This window comes from Devosia sp. (assembly GCF_025809055.1).
Taxonomy (GTDB): domain Bacteria; phylum Pseudomonadota; class Alphaproteobacteria; order Rhizobiales; family Devosiaceae; genus Devosia.
Genome location: NZ_CP075529.1, coordinates 2310755 through 2328325 on the forward strand (window position 1 = coordinate 2310755; position 17571 = coordinate 2328325).

Sequence of the window (17571 nt, forward strand, 5' to 3'; positions counted from 1 at the left end):
TTCTCCTCACACCTCGACCATAAGCGTCGCGATCTCGAACGGACGCAGCTTGAGGCTGATGCTGTTGTCCTTGACCGGCAATGGCTTGCCGGCGTGCTCTTCCATCAGATTGGCGACACGCACCGATTTCACCTTGAGCCCAAAGGATATGGTGGCATCGGCCCGGATATTGGCGTGTTCGAAAACCCGAAGAACCAGATGATCCGACTTTTCAGCCTTCTTGACGGTTTCGATCGTGACATTGTCCCGATCCACTGTTGCAAGGCTGAAGCGCGGGAAATCCGCCTCCGGCTTGTCCACTAGGTTGAACGCCCCAACCACCCCGATGGGATTGTTGAACCGCTCGGCCGCGCGGTGCACGCCGGCAAGGTCGGCGACGCCGTCGTGGACGAACAGAGCATAGCGAATGCGGTGCTCGCCAAGATCGGCTTCCGGGTGGGGATGGGTGGACCCGCGCACCAGGGTCAGGCGGACCGTCTGTTCGTGGCAGTCATAGGCATATTTGCTGTCATTGAGCAGGGCCACGCCGAAGTCGGCCTCGGACACATCGACCCAGCGATGCATGCTCGCCTCGAAGCGCGCCCGGTCCCATGTGGTATTGCGGTGCGTGGCGCGCGTGACATGGCCAAAAGCGATTTCCGAGCGGATTTCTGACGTATTGAGATCGAGCGGGAACAGCGCCTTTATGACCTGGGCGCGTTCCTGCCAGTCGATGAAAGTGTCAAACTCGACCTGCCGCGCGCCGGCCTCCAGCGAAATCACCTGGACGAAGCGCGACTTCTGGTAATTCCGCTCGACGCGTAGCGCCGCCCGGTGCGGGCCGGTCTCGACCACCGAAATTTCGGCCTTGCCATCGGCCAGCGGCCAGGACTGTTCCTCGAAGTAGCGGTCGATGTCCCAGGCGTCCCAGTTCATGGGTTTGTCTTCATAGGCGACCAGCTTGTTGGCCCGTGCACCCTCCGGCAGCACTTCCCGGTTTCTGGCCTTGTCGAGGATTGAGGTGATCTCGCCCTTCTTGTCGAAGCTGACGCGAACCAGGGCGTTCTCAAGGTGGGTGGTGGACACCGAAACCGCGCTCGCAGTCTTGGGCGCCTTGGCAACAAGCTGCGCGCCGGTCCAGCCCAGCGGCGCAAGTTCGGTGACCAGCGCGACACTGTCGGCCGAGCCATCCGCACGCACGATATCCTGAATCGGAACGATGCCGGTGCTTGTGGCAATGGCTTTGCCATTGGCGGCACGCTTGCCCAGATGCACGAGACCCGAACGGGCCTGGCTGGTGAAATTGATCAGCCGCAATTGATCGGCCCCGGGCTTGGTCGCGGCCTGCGCAGCGGCATGCCAGGGCCCGTTGCCCGAATCCAGGGTGGAAAAAATGCGGCCATATTCATTGTCGCTGTCGACATAGACTTCGGCAATGGAGGTACCCGGCAGGATGTCGTGGAACTGGTTGATCAACACCAGCTCCCAGAACTCGGCCAGTGTCTCGCTGGGATAGGCATGTCCCGCCGTGGCCAGCGCCAGCGCGCCGAGCATTTCGAGCTCGCGCAGGCGCCGCTCGGCATTGCGGTTATTGGCCTTGTTCTTGGCCACCGATGTCAGCGTGCCACGGTGATACTGCAGGTAGAGTTCACCATTCCAGGTCGGGAACCGCCCCGGCTCGGCATCCATGGCCTTGCCCAGCCGGTCGAGGAACGGGACGATGCCTTCCAGCTTCACCTTTGGCGCGCCGGGAATACCGCGTTCAAGGCGGGTGCCGCGCTCGATCATGGCGCGGGTGGGGCCGCCTCCGCCATCGCCATAGCCATAGGACATGACCACTTCGTCATAGGCCGCCTTGGGCTCATAGCGCTTCCAGGCACCCATGGTTTCCGAGACCGAGAGATCGCCATTATAGGTGGTGAAAATCTGCTCGCTGTCGTATTTCTGCGCGGTAATCAGTTGGGCCTTGGTCACCGTCCCGTCGATGCCGCGCCAGAAGAAGGTATCGTAAGGATGCCGGTCCGTGTCGTTCCAGCTCAGCTTGGACGTCACGAAGTATTTTAGCCCGGACTTGTCCATGATCTGCGGCAGATTGGCCGAATAGCCGAATGTGTCGGGCAGCCAGACCGTCTTGGGATCGACGCCGAAATGCTCGATGTGGAAGCGCCGGCCGCGCATGATCTGACGCACCAAGCTCTCACCTGAGGCGATGTTGACGTCCGGCTCCACCCACATGGCGCCTTCGATCTCAAACTGCCCGGATTTGATCTTCTTGAGCATGCGTTCCCAGATTTCGGGATAATCCTGCTTCAAAAAATCGAAGAGCACCGACTGATTGTACATGAAGACGAATTGCGGGTACTCCTCCATGAGGTTGAGCACCGTGGCAAAGCTGCGACCGGTCTTGTCGCGCGTATGCATGACGCGCCAGAGCCACCCGACATCCAGATGGGTTGAGCCAACCGCCGTGATCTGCGGCTGGGTTTCGGTATCGACCAGCTTGTAGATTTCCGCGGCGATTTTCTCCGCTACCGGCAGGCTGGCCGCGAACCCGGGCGTGTGGCCGTCGCGGCGGTCCAGCGCCCGCAAGGCTTGATCGACGCGCTTGAGAATGGCGTGGCGACGCGGATCGTTCTGGTAGAGCAGCACAGCGACTTCGAGCGGTGTCTGCAGATCATAGTAGAGCTTTTCCGCCCGCTCATTGCGAACGAAGAAATCGACCTCGAACCCCACCAGCGGACGGTCGAAAAAGGTGAAGGCGTTGACCATCAGCACGTGCTTGTTGCCCGGCTTGGCCTTGCGTTCGATCACAAGCTCTGTGTGATTGCCATCGAGTGCCTGGGCGATCTTGCCGTCGAGATAGGCGAGACATTGTGGATCGGTCGATCCGGGCCGCTCCTGCCATTGGCTGGTGAACCGGGCAACGAATACGCCACCCTTGGCCGCCTCGGGCACGGTGATTTCGGCCGCAAACCAGGTGTGTTCCTGATGCTTGGCCCAGACGGAATGGCGACCGAAGGTCTCCCATTTCCGCCAGTCAGCCTTGAGGGCCTCCGCCGCGGAAAACCCATCGGCGCGCTGCACATGCCATTGGAACGGCACGTCCCGGAGCGGCGTACGGATCTTCTTTTCCAGGTCCGCGCATAGGCGCAGCAGCTTGCCCTCGGTTTTCAGGTCGTCATCCAGCAAACCCAGCTTGGATGCGAGGGGATTGGAATAGGTCATCCTTTAACTCCGACACCGGCGAACCCTGTGTTCATGTTCCGCCGCAACAGAAAATAGACGCCGACCGCCGGCGCTGCGTAGATAATCGAGAAGGCGGTGAGGAAGCCGTAATTGATGGCTCCCTGCTCGCCGAATGCCGCATAGAGCCCGACCGACATCGGGAAGGCGTCCTGGACCCGGGCGAAGATCAGCGGCAGCAGGAACTCGTTCCAGGCCCCGGTGAAGCTGAAGAACCAGACCACGGCAATGCCGGCCCGCGACATCGGCAGCACGATGCGGGTGACGATCTGGAAGAGGCTTGCCCCCTCCACATAGGCGGCCTCTTCAAGCTCTATCGGCACGGTGTCGAAGAAGTTCTTGAGCAGCAGCAGCGTGAAGGGCAGGTTGAGCACCGTCAGCGCGATGATGACACCAAACTGGTTGAGCAGGCCCAGCCGCTGCGCGGAAAAATAGAGCGGCACGAGAACCCCGGCCGATGGCAGCATGCGCAGCAGCACCAGCGTCCACAGAAAGGTGTTTCGCCCGGGGATTTTCAGCCGCGACAACGGATAGGCAGCCGCGATCCCCACCACGACGCTCAGCGTCGCCGTGCCGGCGGCAATGAACATCGAATTGAGAAATTGCCGGCCGGCATTGCCGCTGATCGCCAGGCCGAAATTGTCGAGACCCACCGCCTTGGGCAGTTCGAGCTGGCCGGTGGAGAGCGGGTTGAAGGCATTGAGGATGAGCCAGGAAAACGGGCTGATCCAGATCACCGCCATGAAGGCCAGCGCAATGGCGGTCAGGCGGCTCGGTCCGGTTTCGTCCATCATTTCGGCTCCCGCAGCAGACGCAGATAAAACAGCGACAGGACACCTACGATCAACAGCATGGCGACGGAGATCGCCGAGCCAAAACCCAGATTGCCGCGTGAGAAACTCTGATTGTAGAGAAACACCGCCAGGGTTTCGGTCTGCCGGCCCGGTCCCCCACCCGTCATCGCGTAGATCAGCGGGAAATATGTAAAGGTCCAGATGGTGATGAACAGCATGTTGGTGGCGATATGCGGCCGGATGATCGGCAGTTGCACCAGCCAGATGCGCTGCATCGGCGTCGCGCCATCGACCTTTGCGGCCTCGACCACCTCACGGCTGACCGAGTCCAGTGCCGCCGAGAACAGCAGGTATGACCAGGCCGTGCCCTTCCAGATATTGGCGACCGTGACCACCGGCAGCGCATAGTCATTGATGAAATTGACCGGTGGCAGTCCCAGCGGCCGGATGATGAGCTGGTTGATGAGGCCCGTCTGGGCCGTGGTGGCAGACCACAGGAATGCCGCCACGATATCTGGCAGCAGCCAGCCCAGCATGATGCAGACTTCAACCACGCTGCGCAGGCCCGATCGCGTACCGCGCAACGCCGCCGCCAGGAGGAAACCCAGGACCGATTGCCCGACAATGGCGGAGAAGAAGACGAAGACAACGGTGGTCCACAAAGACTCGAGGAAGCCGCGCCGTGTGAACAGGCGCTCGAAATTCTCTAGCCCCACCCAGCTCCACTCAACGCTCTTGCGCCCGATCAGCGCCAGGTCGGTGAAGGAAAAGGCGAAGGCCCAGGCCGTGAAGTAGAGCAGCACGCCGATGAGCAGGATGGCGGGCAACATGCCAAGGCCCAGGACCCAGAGATTGCTGGTCAGCCACGGATTGACCTGGTTTTTCATGGGCGGCTTCTCACGGACGGGTAGCGGGCAACAATCTGGTCGATGTCATCCCGGCATGGGCCGGGACACACCGGTGATCAGAAAAATCCGGCGACGCCAGGAGGACATCAACGCCGCCGGAAGTTGGGTCGGGACTACTCGTAGGTGATGACGTTTTCCTCGCCGAACTCGTCGACGAGCGCGTCATGGTATTCCTCGACCACCTCTTCGGGAGTGGCGCCATCGAGGATGTCGGCCGTGGCCTGCTGGATCAGTGCCGAAACGGTCTGATAGCCCGGCACAGTGTCGCGCCCGGTCGTTTCAGCGGCGAGCTTTGTGGCTTCGGCAAGGAATGGATCGGACGTGTATTCGGGCGATTCCGAAATGTCTGTCCGGACCGCCATGCGATGATTGTCCAGCGTCCATTTCTTGAAATTGCCCTCGTCAAAGATCGATGTGATCAGCTTGAAGGCCATGTCCTTGTCGGCGGCATTGGCATTGATGCCGATGGTCCAGCCACCTGAGATATTGGTGGTGGCCTTGGCGCCTTCCACGCCCGAACCGGGCCATGGCGTCCAGGCCACGGTTGCATCGCGCTCCTCGCGGCTTGGCGGATTGTTGCAATCCCACAGGCACGCATCTTCCCAGGAGCCCGAGGCCAGGATACCCAGCTCGTCGGCGGCAAGTGCCGCCCGCACCGCAGCGCCAATGTCGGTCGCATAGTTCAATTCGGCCGTGTTGAGCTCGCGCTCCACATAGACCTGGTAGAAGAAATCGAAAGTGCGACGCAGGCCGGGGCTGTCACCGATCCACTGGTTGGTTTCACGGTTGAGCAGACGGTTGCGATCGCCTTCCGGCACGTCAGCGCCGAGCAGCGCCATATAGACGCCCTGCATGGTCGCAGCTTCGGCCTGCTTGGTCCCTGCGGGCAGCTGGAAGGGGTAGCGAACCCCCGCATCCTTGAGTTTCTGCGCCGCGTCGAGAACATCGTCCCAGGTCTTGGGCGCCCAGGGCGTGGCGATGCCGGCCTTCTCGAAATTACTCAGATCATACCAGAGCATGCGCACGTCCGTATCGGTGGGCAGCGCAAAGATGTCGCCCTGGTAAGATGCGACCTCGAGCAGGCCCGGCAGGTAGTACTGAAACTGTTCCCAGCCTTCGAGTTGCTCGTTGAGAGGGTGGAGATACCCCGCCGCAGCCAGCTCCGACACCATGAAACTGTCGACCAGATTGACGTCGGCAGCGGTACCGGCAGCAAGGTCGAGGGCGATGCGCCTGTCATAACCCTGGCCCGGAAGCTTGATGGCATTGACTGTTTCCCCGGTCTCGGCCTCGAAAGCCTCGATGCCCGGCTCGACCAGGGCGGCGATCCACTCCGCATACATGAACGACACTTCGGCCCGGGCCGGACTTGCGGCGGCCGTCATGGCCATCGCGGCCACGCCAGTCAGCAGGACTGATCTGAACATATTCTCCTCCCAGAATGATTGCTCTCGCCTAGCCGGCGACTGCGCATGGCTCCTCTCCAGCGCATGCCGCACCAAACCACACGTTATGCAACGTTGCAAACAAAAAGGATCGAGCGCCCAATTCGTTCGCTACGTGACATCTAACCAATTGATTTTTACAATTAAAAACAACTAATCTTGCCTGATTTGGGCCAGTTGTATCGATTGCATCGTTGCACCAAACTTGCATGTCCCGCCGCTTTTGCCTGTGCTAGAAGCAGGGTGTTGGGGAAATGAAAGCCGCATGACCAAGAACCGGACGGGGCCGGCGCGAGGACGCGTCACACTCAAGACCATTGCCGACGCGACCGGGCTGAGCCTGTCGACGGTTTCGCTGTCCCTGCGCGGCGGCACGACGCTCAAGCAGGAAACCCGGGATAAGGTCGCGGCGGCTGCCAAGTCCCTCGGCTATGTCCCCGACAGGGCCGGGGTGCGCCTGCGCACCGGCAAGACCAATGTCATTGCCCTGGTTCTCGAAAGCGCCGGCGATTCAATCGATTTTGCGCGCCACATGATCAAGGGCATAGGCCAGGCGATCAACGGCACGCGCTATCACCTGTCCATCGCCCCCGAATTTGACGACCCCGGCTCCGTCGAGACCATCCGTTATGTCCTCGACAACCGCACCGCGGACGGGTTGATCATCACCCATACTCGGCCTCGCGATCGCCGGGTTCAGCTTCTCATGGATGCCGACTTTCCCTTCGTCACCCATGGCCGGACCGAGTTCTTCACGCCACATCCCTATCACGACTTTCATGCCGAGGCCTTTCTCGAGGCCGCGGTACTGCGGCTGGCCAACAAGGGCTGCCGCAAACTTCTGCTGGTGGTGGGCGACGACAGCACCACCAATTACCACAACATTGTCACGGCCTACCGGCATGCCGCGCTGCGGCTGGGGCTGGACGGACGCGTCCTGCAATCCATGTCCTCGCGCGCCAGTCCCGCCGAGGTTCGCCGTATCGGCGAGGAGTTGGCGCATAGTCCCGACCGCCCGGACGGCATCATCAGCGATACCGAAATGCGCACCATCTCCCTTGTCGGGGGGCTGCAGGACGGCGGCGTTCGTATCGGGCAGGACCTCCACCTCATCTACAAGCAGACATCGGACATCGTACCCACCTTCTTCCCGCACCTGGACAGTGTGCAGGAGGATGTGTTCGCGGCCGGGGTGGAATTGACCAATCTGCTGCTGCGCCGGATCGGCGGGGAACCGGCCGAAAACCTGCAGACTCTGGCAGAGCCCGTGCTGCTCTGGCGCAATCCCTGATTTTATATAAACCGGATTGCATGATCCACATCAATGATTATGATGATTACGATGGCGTGCCTGGAGGAGGTGCGCCCAACCCATCATGAGCCATGACAGTTTCGAACCGCACCTGGACCGCCGACAACGGCGACGGCACCTTCACCAACCCCCTGTTCTACGAAGAGTTTTCTGACCCCGACATCATCCGGGTGGGCTCGGACTTCTATATGACCGGCACCACTATGCACACCATGCCTGGCCTGCCGGTCCTGCATTCTACCGATCTGGTGAACTGGTCGCTGCTCTGCTACGCCTTCGACACACTCGATCTGGGTCCGCAGTTTCGCCTCGAGGGCGGCGAAATCTATGGTCAGGGCATATGGGCGCCCTGCATTCGCTACAAGAACGGCACGTTCTACATCTTCTCCAACGTAAACGGCCAGAAGACACAGATTTTCACGGCCACCAACCCGGCCGGGCCCTGGACCCGCAGCGAAGCCGAATACAATTACCATGACCTCACGGTCTTCTTCGATGACGACGGGCGCTCCTATGTCGTGTGGGGCTATCGCAACCTCAAGATTGCCGAACTCGACGAGACGCTGCATCGCGTATTGCCTGGAACCCAGCGCGACCTCACGCCTGCTGATAGCCTGATGGGCGAGGGCGCCCACTTCTACAAGGTCGACGGCAAGTATCTGATCACCAGCGCCTGGTTCTCCGGCAAGATGCGCATGCCCTGCGCCCGCGCCGACCACATCGACGGGCCCTGGGAGATAAACCCCGCCATCTCCATCGATGAAGATTTCGGCATGATGGAAGGCTATAAGATCAAGGGGGCCGGCATTCCCTTCACGCTTGAGCCGCCCTTCGAGCTCGTGCCGCCCAATCCCGCCGCCAATGGCCGCCTCAATCTGCACCAGGGCGGCATTGTTGATACGGCCCAGGGCGAATGGTGGGCCTGGTCGATGATGGACTACAACTCCCTGGGCCGCCTCACCTGCCTCTCACCGGTAACCTGGCAGGACGGCTGGCCCTATTTCGGCCTGCCCGGCAATCTGGGCCGCACACCCCGGACCTGGACCAAGCCGAAGACCGACCGGCCCAGTCCGATCGCCCTGCCATGGCCCCATCGCAGCGATGACTTCGACAGTGCCGGGCTCAATCCGCTTTGGCAGTGGAACCACGTGCCCGTCGCCGGCAAATGGTCACTGACCGAGCGCGCCGGCCATCTGCGCCTGCATACGCTGCCGGCCGAGAATTTCTGGTGGGCCCGCAACAGCCTGACCCAGCGCGCCATTGGTCCGATTTCGATCGCCACGGCCAAACTGGATGCCTCAGGACTTGCTGAGGGCGACGTTGCGGGGCTCGCCCTGCTCGGCATGCCGTGGCGGTGGATCGGGTTGGCCCGCACCGCAAGCGGATTTGAACTGCGCATGGCCGACTACCAATCAGGCCAGACCCTTTCGATGCCGGCCAATAGCCCGCATGTCTGGCTCCGCGCAGACTGCAATTATCTGAGCGAAGTCACCCAGTTCTTGTGGTCCGCCGACGGCCAGACATTTGCGCCCTTGGGCGATGCGATGATCATGGTCTATCAACTCAAGACCTTCCAGGGCATTCGCTACGCGCTCTTCGCCTACAACGAACTCGGGAGCGCGGGCGGCTACGCAGACTTCGACAGCCTGGTTGTCGACGAGCCGCATCCGCGGGGCCTCATGCAGCCCATTCCCGATGGCCAGAATGGCACCCTGGTCCTGGCCAATATGCCCACAACCGGCTTCACTTCAGACCTGCGCACCGTTCATGCCGGTCCACCCATGGACTTGCGGGTCGAGGCCATCGATCACGGCCGGGTCGTGCTCCATCACGCCGACGGGCCCATGTCGGTCACCCAGGGCGGCGTGGTCACCGTCGGGGGCATTGCGGGCATGGCGACGCATTGGCAGTGGATCGAAACGCCCACCGGCGAGGTGGTGCTGATGTCGCTCGCAACCAATCGCTTCCTGCGCGTCCACCCGGACGGCTCGGTCCGCGCCGACAACCCTGGCCCCACTCCCGATGGTCTGGACGGAACCCGGTTCCGCTTCGTCGGCGCGGGAGCGTAGTTGTCCTAGACCCGCTCCAGCCCGATGGCGATGCCCTGGCCGACGCCGATGCACATGGTGGCCAGGGCCCGCCGCTTGCCGGTCAGGACCAGTTCCAGCGCCGCCGTACCAGTGATACGCGCTCCGCTCATGCCAAGCGGATGGCCCAAAGCGATGGCTCCGCCATTGGGGTTCACGCGTTCATCGTCCTCAGCAATGCCGAGGTCCCGCAGCACGGCAATGCCCTGGCTGGCAAAGGCCTCGTTGAGTTCGATCACGTCGAAGTCGTCCTGATCCAGACCCAGGCGCCCAAGCAGTTTCTTGGATGCCGGTGCCGGACCCATGCCCATGATGCGCGGAGCCACGCCGGCCGTTGCACCGCCAAGAATGCGCGCGATCGGCGTCAAGCCATGCCGGGCCGCCGCTGCTTCCGAGGCGATGATCAGGGCGGCCGCTCCGTCATTGACGCCTGAGGCATTGCCGGCCGTCACCGTGCCATTGGGGAACAGCGGCCGCAATCTGGCCAGCGACTCCATGCTGGTGCCGGCGCGCGGATGCTCGTCGGTATCGACGACAAGCGGATCGCCCTTTTTCTGCGGAATGGACACAGGGACGATCTCCCTTGCCAGTCGGCCACTCTTCTGGGCGGCGACGGCCCTGTCCTGGCTGCGCACGGCAAAGGCGTCCTGCGCCTCGCGCGACACGCCAAACTCCTGCGCCACGTTTTCGCCGGTCTCGGGCATGGAATCGACGCCATATTGCGCCTTCATCAGTGGATTGACGAAGCGCCAGCCGATCGTGGTGTCGTAGATTTCGGCATTGCGGGAAAAGGCCGTGTCTGCTTTGGGCAGCACGAAGGGCGCCCGCGACATGCTTTCCGTTCCGCCGGCGATGATCAGGTCGGCCTCGCCCGCCTTGATCGCGCGTGCAGCGGTGATCACGGCATCCATGCCCGACCCACAAAGCCGGTTCATCGTGGTGCCAGTGACACCCACCGGTAGCCCGGCCAGAAGGGCACTCATGCGCGCCACATTGCGGTTTTCTTCGCCGGCGCCATTGGCATTGCCGAAAATAACATCGTCCACGCCGTCCCAATCGATGCCGGTATGTTCGGCCATCAATGCGCGAAGCGGGATGGCGCCGAGGTCATCGGGCCGGACGGCGGACAGGGATCCGCCGAAACGGCCGATGGGCGTGCGCCTATAGGCGCAGATAAAGGCTTCGGTCATCTCACAGCTCCGGAGCGACTAGGTCGCCGATTTGGTTCGGTATCACGAGGTCAGCACCAGTCACGGCCCGCAGGTCATCAATGCTGAGGCCGGGCAGTTTCTCCCGCAGCACGAAGCGCTGGTCTTCGATGTCGATCACCGCCAGGCTCGTATAGACGCGCGTCACGCAGCCAACGCCGGTGAGCGGCAGGGTGCAGCGCTTGACGAGTTTCGGCTTGCCGTCCTTGGTGACGTGATCGGTGATAACGGCGACACGCTTGGCGCCATGCACGAGATCCATGGCGCCGCCCACTGCCGGCACCCCCTTCGGGCCGGTCGACCAATTGGCCAGGTCGCCATTCTCGGCAACTTCATAGGTTCCGAGGATCGCCACATCGAGATGCCCGCCACGCACCATGGCGAAACTGTCGGCGTGATGAAAAAAGGCTGCGCCGGGCCGAAGGGTAATGGCTTTCTTGCCGGCATTGATCAGGTCCCAGTCTTCCTCTCCTTCCGCTGGCGCTTCACCGAAATTGAGTACGCCGTTCTCGGTGTGGAATATCGCCTGCTTGCCCGGCGGCTGGAACTTGGCGACCATTTCCGGAAAGCCGATGCCGAGATTGACATAGGCTCCGTCCTCGATGTCCTGCGCCGCGCGCCAGGCGATCTGGGCATTGCTGAGCTTGGTATTCATGCGTAGGCCACTCCTTCGCGCATCAGGGCTTCTTCCTGGCGGGCATCGGCCACTTCGACCACGCGATTGACAAAAATCCCCGGGGTAATGACGGCTTCCGGATCGATGTCGCCCGGTGCGACCACCTTGCTCGCCTGCACAATGGTCAGGCGGGCCGCCGCTGCCATCAGGGGCGAGAAATTGCGCGCCGCCTTGCGATAGGTGAGATTGCCCAGCGTATCTGCCAGTTCCGCCTTGATCAGGGCCGCATCGGCCTTGAGCCAGCGCTCCTGCACATAATGCTTGCCGTCGAATTCAGCCACCGGCTTGCCCTTGGCCACGTCGGTGCCGTAACTGGCAGGCGTATAGAAAGCCGGAATGCCCGCCCCGCCGGCCCGGATGCGCTCGGCCAGCGTCCCCTGCGGCACGATTTCGAGGCCGATTTCCCCCGCCAGGTATTTCTCGGTGAAGGCGCGCGGGTCAGCCGAGCGCGGAAACGAACAGATCATCTTGGCAACCATGCCCGCATCGATCATGGCCGCCAGGCCAATGCGGCCGTTGCCGGCATTGTTGTTGATCAGCGTCAGGTTGCCGGGGCTGCCGGTCGCCTTGAACCGGTCGATCAGCGCGTGGATGAGTTCGATGGGCGCGCCCGAACCACCAAAGCCTCCGACCATCAGGCTCATGCCGTCTTCGATGCCGGCCACCGCACTGGCCAGATCGGACACCTGCTTATCCAACTTTCCGTCCTTTCGAAAACGTCCTCGGGTTTGGATTATCCAGTCGGGCACTTGGCCATCAATGCATTTTGTGCGATATGCATTATTTGTTGACATATCGCACAAATGGGATGCCATGCTGGACAGGGACATTATGGGGGGATTGGCCAAGGGCCTTTTGGCCATTGAGACCTTCACCGCCGAAAAACCGCGGCAATCCATTGCCGAAGTCTCGGCCGCCTCCGGACTGGACCGGGCCACGGCGCGCCGCTGCCTGTTGACGCTCTCCCATCTCGGCTATGCCGATTATGACGGCAAATATTTCACCCTCACGCCCCGCGTCCTGCGCCTGGGGACCGCGTGCCTTGCCACCATGCCGCTGCCGCAATTGGTGCAACCACTGCTGGATCGCCTGTCGGATCGCCTTGGGGAAAGTTCGTCCGTTTCCATCCTCGATGGCACCGACATCGTCTATGTCGCCCGGGCGGCGCAGCGAAAAGTCATGTCCATCGCCCTGATGCCCGGCTCACGCCTCCCCGCCTTTTGTACCTCAATGGGGCGGGTCCTGCTGGCCGCCCTGCCAAAGGACGAGGCTCGAATGCGGCTCGAGCGCAACACGCTGGTGCCGCGCACGGCCCACACCTGCATTGACGTTGAACGCCTGCTTGAACGTCTCGGCGCGGTGCGTCGGGATGGCTATGCCTTGATCGACCAGGAGGTCGAACTGGGCCTGCGCTCCATCGCCGTGCCCCTGGTCAATGTCCGCGGGGTCGTGGTAGCGGCGCTCAATGTCGGCGTCCCGGCAACCCAGCAATCAGTCGAGGCCCTCGTCCATGCCTATCGCCCGGCCATGCTGGACGTGCAGACCGAACTGCGCGGCCTGCTGCGATAGCGCGCGTGGCGTGCCACCTCATGCGAAATAGCGGGGGACACTTTCGCCCGGACCTGCCTTTGGCCAGTCGCACACTCCCGTGCGGGCAAAGCCGATGAGGGCCTCCGACATGGCTTGCGCGAGCGCACCTGCATGCGCATCCCCCTTGGCCAGGGGGATGTTTGAGAGATCACCGAAGACGAAAGGCTCATCGAAGCCGTGGGCTGCGCCTAGCCGCCCGCCTTCGAAGCCGGGCACCCAACCGAACTCATAGGTCCAGGCAGAGCCGCCTGCAGCGGCATGGGTCTGGGCGGTCCGTATGGCCGGTTCACGATAGATGGCGCGGGAGAGAAATATTTCTTCATACTGGGTCAGCGTCAGGCCGGGCTGCTCCTGCATCAGGCCATCGAGGGCCGCTTCCGCCGTGTCCGGCAGGAACCTTGCAATCGAGCCGACCAGGCTGGCGCGACTGGTGACCTCCGGCATCATCCCGAAGGCGTACCACATGCGGGCTTCGTCCCGCGCCCAGCCTGCCACCAGGCCATGCGCCTTGAAGCGGCCGGAGGCGAGACCGTCGATGGGGTGGCGTGCCAGGCTCACGCCATCGAGTACAATGCCGAAGGTCCGGCCGCCCGGCGCATTGCGTTCGCCCAGGTGGGTGGCAAGAACCTGATCTTGCACCGAGATTATGGTTTCGACCGGCAGCTGCTCGAGCGCTGCCCCGTCGCCGCGCCCCACCCCGCACCGATCAAGGAAGTCGTCCGCCAGCGCAGAAGCGGTGTCCTCGGAAATGATCCGGCTCGCCGGGCCGCTCATCAGCCACACCCGGCGATAGAGCTCGGCTACGCCATCGACGCCGAACAGGGCCGAGATCGTGAATGCGCCCGAGGACATGCCGGCCAGAGTGACATTGTCCGGATCGCCACCAAACGCCGCGATATTGTCCCGCACCCATTCCAGGGCGGCTATGAGGTCGAGCATGCCGCGATTGGCAGCCGAGCGTTCCTCGCCGAAGCGGTCACCAAGGCTTAAAAATCCAAGCGCGCCAACCCGCATATTGGGCCGCACCAGCACGACGCCGCTCCTGTGGGCGAACCCGGCCTCGTTGTGAAAACTGCCATGGGCCGAACCGCCCTGGAACCCACCACCAAAGGCATGGACGATCACCGGGCGGCGGGCGTCATCTGCGGCCGGCGTATAGAGATTGAGATTGAGGCAATCTTCGCCCGTCTCGAAGCCGGCGCCGCGCGGGGCCCAGTCGGGCATGGCACGCCGGGCCTGAGGCGGGGCCTTGCCGAAGGTCGTGGCATCGACAATGTCCTGATGGTCGATGGGCTCTGGCGGACGGAATCGAAGTGCGCCCACGGGCGGGCGGGCATATTGAATGCCCGTGAAGCGATCACCCGTTGCATCGCGCAGGCCGCGATAGCGTGCCCGACGGCTGGCAATCTCGATGACGAATGGGGCGCTCACGCCGCGATCGCCGTGTCGAGCAGATGGCAAGCCGCCTTCTGGGCGTTCCCGATATCGCGCATGACCGGCTTTTCGCTGGCGCAGCGCGCAAAGGCATGGGGGCAGCGGGTCCGAAAGGCGCAGCCGCTGGGCACCGCGTGGGCGCTGGGAATTTCGCCCTTGAGCCGCGCCCTTTGACCTGCCCCTTTGCCGGGCGCAGAAGCCAGGAGCGCCTGAGTATAGGGATGGGACGGCGCGCCATAGATCCGATCGCGCGGCCCCTGCTCGACAATTTCGCCCAGATACATGACGGCGATCTCGTCGCACATGAACTGCACGACACGCAGGTCATGAGAGATGAACAGCATGGTCGTGCCGTGCCGGTCCTGCAGGTCACGCATGAGGTTGAGCACCTGGGCCTGCACTGAAACGTCGAGGGCACTGACCGGCTCGTCGGCGACGATCAACTCAGGATTGGTCGACAGGGCCCGTGCAATGGCAATGCGCTGCCTCTGCCCGCCGGAAAACTCGTGCGGATAGCGATCGAGCGCGGCGCGCGGCAGGCTGACCTCACCCAGTAAGCGTTCAGCGGTCTTGAGCCGTTCTGCCGGGGAGCCGATATCGTGCACCAGTTGCGGCTCAACCAGCGCATCGCGCACGCTCATCCGCGGATTCAGTGATCCGAATGGATCTTGGAAAATCATCTGCATGTGCCGCCGCTCGGCGCGCAGGGCCTTTGCCGAAAGCGAAGCAAGATCGCGCCCGCGGAAATTGATGGTGCCGGCGGTTGGCTCCACGAGGCGCAGCACCAGCCGCGCGGTGGTCGATTTGCCCGATCCCGATTCCCCAACCAGTCCGAAGGTCTTGCCGCGCGGAATGGAAAAGCTGACATCGCGCACGGCCCTGACGGCGCGAAAGCTCTTCGACAGTCCGTCGACCGACAGCATGGGCTCGACACTCATTGGCTTGCCTCCAGTGGATGCCAGCATCGGACATCGGTTTCGCCATGGGGGGCGAGAGGTGGGTGGCTGGCGCATTTTTCCGTGGCGCGGTTGCAGCGCGGCGCAAACCGGCAACCCTCCGGCCACTGTCCGACCGGCGGAACAGTGCCCAGAATAGGCGTCAGGCGGGTCCGGCCATCGTCATGTGCCGGCACGGCATCGATGAGGCCGCGCGCATAGGGGTGCGCCGGTCGCCGCACTACATCCGCGCTCGAGCCGCGCTCCACCAGGTCTCCGGCATACATCACCACCGCCCGGTCACAGAAATCGCCGACGACTTCCAGATCATGGGTAATGAACAGCATGGCCAGGTTCAGCTCACGCCGCATGTCATCGAGCAGGTCGAGCACCTGCGCCTGGATCGTGACATCCAATGCCGTTGTCGGCTCGTCGGCGATGATCAACGAGGGCCCGCAGGAAATGGCGAGTGCGATCATCACCCGCTGGCGCATGCCGCCGGAAAGCTCATGGACATAGCCCTTGAGGATGTCGCGGGCCCGCGGAATCCCGACGCGGTCGAGCAGTTCGGCGGCGCGATCGGTCGCGGCGGCCTGGCTCAGGCCGAGATTGTGCTTGAGCGTATCGGTCATCTGCCGCCCGATGCTCAATGTGGGATGAAGCGCCGTCATCGGCTCCTGGAAGATAAAGCCCATGTGGCGGCCGCAGAGTTTTCGGCGATCCTTGGGGGCAAGGCCGGAGATGACACGGCCATTGAGCCTGATCGTTCCGCCGATTTCGGCATTGTCGGGGGCAATACCCATGATGGCGCTGGCGGTAATGGACTTGCCACAGCCGCTTTCCCCCACAAGGGCCACGGCTTCGCCGGCGCGGATGGCAAACGACACATCGGTGACGATCGGCAGGAGACCATCGGCATTGCGGAAGGAGAGGCTGAGGCCTTCGACCTCGAGCACGCTCGGCGCGCCCTGGATCGGAGCGGCCCGATCCGACAAAGCGGGGGCAAGGGGCAAAGTCATTGATAGCGTATCCGGGGATCAAGTAGGGCATAGATCAGGTCGATGGCCAGGTTGAGTACGGCCAGGACGAGCGAAATGGTCAGCACACCGCCTTCCACCAGTGGATAGTCCCTGCGGCCCACCGCTTCGACCAGCATGCGGCCAAGACCCGGCAAGGCGAAGATGATCTCGATCGCCACCGCCCCGCCGAGCATATAGCCGGCCGAAAGCCCGGCGACCGTCACCACCGGCATGGCGGCGGTGCGCATCGCATAGCGTCCGATCACCGTCTTTTCCGGCAGGCCCTGGGCCCGGGCCGTCGTTATATAGGGCTCGTTGAGCACATCGAGCATGGAGGATCGCATCATGCGCGTCATCAGTGCCGACTGCCGCACGCCCAGGGCCAGGGCCGGCAGAAAGATGGTGGCCCCAAAGGCGATCATCCCGGCCGATGGCGGATTGTAGCCGGCCACCGGGAACCAGCGCAGCGTCACCGAGAAGAGAAAGATCAGCAGCAGCGCGAACCAGAACTCGGGCAAGGAAATGCCCAGAACCGCCGTGGTCACCACGCCACGGTCGATGGGCTTGTTGCGGTTCATGGCCGAGATCAGCCCCATGGTCACGCCGATGGCGATGGCCAGGACCAGTGCAACCAGGGTCAGCAGGATCGTGACGCTGGCATAGCGCGGGATGATCTGCATCACCGGCTCGCGGAAGAAGATCGAATTGCCCAGGTCCAGCGTCACAATGCCTTTGAGCCAGATCAGGAATTGCGTCCAGATTGGCTGGTCGAGCCCCAATTGCGTGCGCAGGGCCGCAATCTGCTCGGCCGTTGCCTGGTCGCCCAGCATCATCCCGGCCGGATCGCCCGGCGACAGGCGCAAGAGAAGAAAGACCAGAATCAGCGGCACGAAAATCGTGGGCAGGATCAGCAGGAAGCGTTTGCCGAGATAGCGCAGCAT

The 17571-nt window shown here is 62.8% G+C and carries 14 protein-coding genes; 3 read left to right on the forward strand and 11 right to left on the reverse strand.

Annotation, left to right across the window (positions count from 1 at the left end; all coding sequences use genetic code 11):
- Positions 1-6: 6 nt before the first annotated feature.
- From KIT02_RS11350 to KIT02_RS11365, 4 genes are all read right to left on the reverse strand, one after another.
- Complete coding sequence (locus tag KIT02_RS11350) at positions 7-3204, reverse strand: glycoside hydrolase family 38 C-terminal domain-containing protein (protein WP_297577786.1); 3198 nt, start codon at positions 3202-3204, stop codon at positions 7-9.
- On the reverse strand, positions 3201-4016 hold the full coding sequence (locus KIT02_RS11355; RefSeq protein WP_297577787.1) for a carbohydrate ABC transporter permease: 816 nt from the start codon (positions 4014-4016) through the stop codon (positions 3201-3203). The genes KIT02_RS11350 and KIT02_RS11355 overlap by 4 nt, the downstream gene beginning before the upstream one ends.
- Positions 4013-4903, reverse strand: coding sequence for a sugar ABC transporter permease (locus KIT02_RS11360; protein ID WP_297577788.1), 891 nt, complete (start codon positions 4901-4903; stop codon positions 4013-4015). The genes KIT02_RS11355 and KIT02_RS11360 overlap by 4 nt, the downstream gene beginning before the upstream one ends.
- Positions 4904-5037: 134 nt before the next feature.
- A complete protein-coding gene (locus KIT02_RS11365) occupies positions 5038-6351 on the reverse strand; it encodes an extracellular solute-binding protein (protein ID WP_297577789.1) in 1314 nt (437 codons plus the stop codon).
- A 283-nt stretch (positions 6352-6634) separates the two neighbouring features.
- On the opposite strand from KIT02_RS11365, the gene KIT02_RS11370 reads away from it, so the two are divergent.
- Positions 6635-7660 (forward strand): LacI family transcriptional regulator, encoded by a 1026-nt coding sequence (locus KIT02_RS11370; protein WP_297577790.1) that lies wholly within the window; start codon positions 6635-6637, stop codon positions 7658-7660.
- A gap of 92 nt (positions 7661-7752) precedes the next feature.
- Positions 7753-9750 carry a glycoside hydrolase 43 family protein gene (locus KIT02_RS11375; protein WP_297577791.1) on the forward strand — a complete coding sequence of 666 codons (1998 nt, stop codon included), beginning with the start codon at positions 7753-7755 and terminating at the stop codon, positions 9748-9750.
- 5 nt (positions 9751-9755) lie between these two features.
- On the opposite strand, the gene pcaF is transcribed toward KIT02_RS11375, so the two are convergent.
- From pcaF to KIT02_RS11390, 3 genes are read right to left on the reverse strand one after another with little or no spacing between them, the layout of a single operon-like run.
- Positions 9756-10958 (reverse strand): 3-oxoadipyl-CoA thiolase, encoded by a 1203-nt coding sequence (pcaF, locus tag KIT02_RS11380; RefSeq protein WP_297577792.1) that lies wholly within the window; start codon positions 10956-10958, stop codon positions 9756-9758.
- A gap of 1 nt (position 10959) precedes the next feature.
- A complete protein-coding gene (locus tag KIT02_RS11385; RefSeq protein ID WP_297577793.1) occupies positions 10960-11631 on the reverse strand; it encodes a 3-oxoacid CoA-transferase subunit B in 672 nt (223 codons plus the stop codon).
- Entirely contained in the window at positions 11628-12296 is a 669-nt protein-coding gene (locus tag KIT02_RS11390) for a 3-oxoacid CoA-transferase subunit A (RefSeq protein WP_297585251.1), read from the reverse strand. The genes KIT02_RS11385 and KIT02_RS11390 overlap by 4 nt, the downstream gene beginning before the upstream one ends.
- Before the next feature lie 169 nt (positions 12297-12465).
- Between KIT02_RS11390 and KIT02_RS11395 the strand changes: the two genes are divergently transcribed.
- A complete protein-coding gene (locus tag KIT02_RS11395; RefSeq protein ID WP_297577794.1) occupies positions 12466-13221 on the forward strand; it encodes an IclR family transcriptional regulator C-terminal domain-containing protein in 756 nt (251 codons plus the stop codon).
- 18 nt (positions 13222-13239) lie between these two features.
- On the opposite strand, the gene KIT02_RS11400 is transcribed toward KIT02_RS11395, so the two are convergent.
- The 4 genes from KIT02_RS11400 to KIT02_RS11415 are packed head-to-tail and all read right to left on the reverse strand — an operon-like array spanning position 13240 to position 17571.
- Positions 13240-14673, reverse strand: a complete 1434-nt coding sequence (locus KIT02_RS11400) for a carboxylesterase family protein (protein ID WP_297577795.1) — start codon at positions 14671-14673, stop codon at positions 13240-13242.
- Positions 14670-15614, reverse strand: a complete 945-nt coding sequence (locus KIT02_RS11405; protein ID WP_297577796.1) for an ABC transporter ATP-binding protein — start codon at positions 15612-15614, stop codon at positions 14670-14672. The genes KIT02_RS11400 and KIT02_RS11405 overlap by 4 nt, the downstream gene beginning before the upstream one ends.
- Positions 15611-16630, reverse strand: coding sequence for an ABC transporter ATP-binding protein (locus tag KIT02_RS11410; RefSeq protein WP_297577797.1), 1020 nt, complete (start codon positions 16628-16630; stop codon positions 15611-15613). Before KIT02_RS11410 ends, KIT02_RS11405 begins: the two co-directional genes overlap by 4 nt.
- Positions 16627-17571, reverse strand: a complete 945-nt coding sequence (locus KIT02_RS11415; protein WP_297577798.1) for an ABC transporter permease — start codon at positions 17569-17571, stop codon at positions 16627-16629. Before KIT02_RS11415 ends, KIT02_RS11410 begins: the two co-directional genes overlap by 4 nt.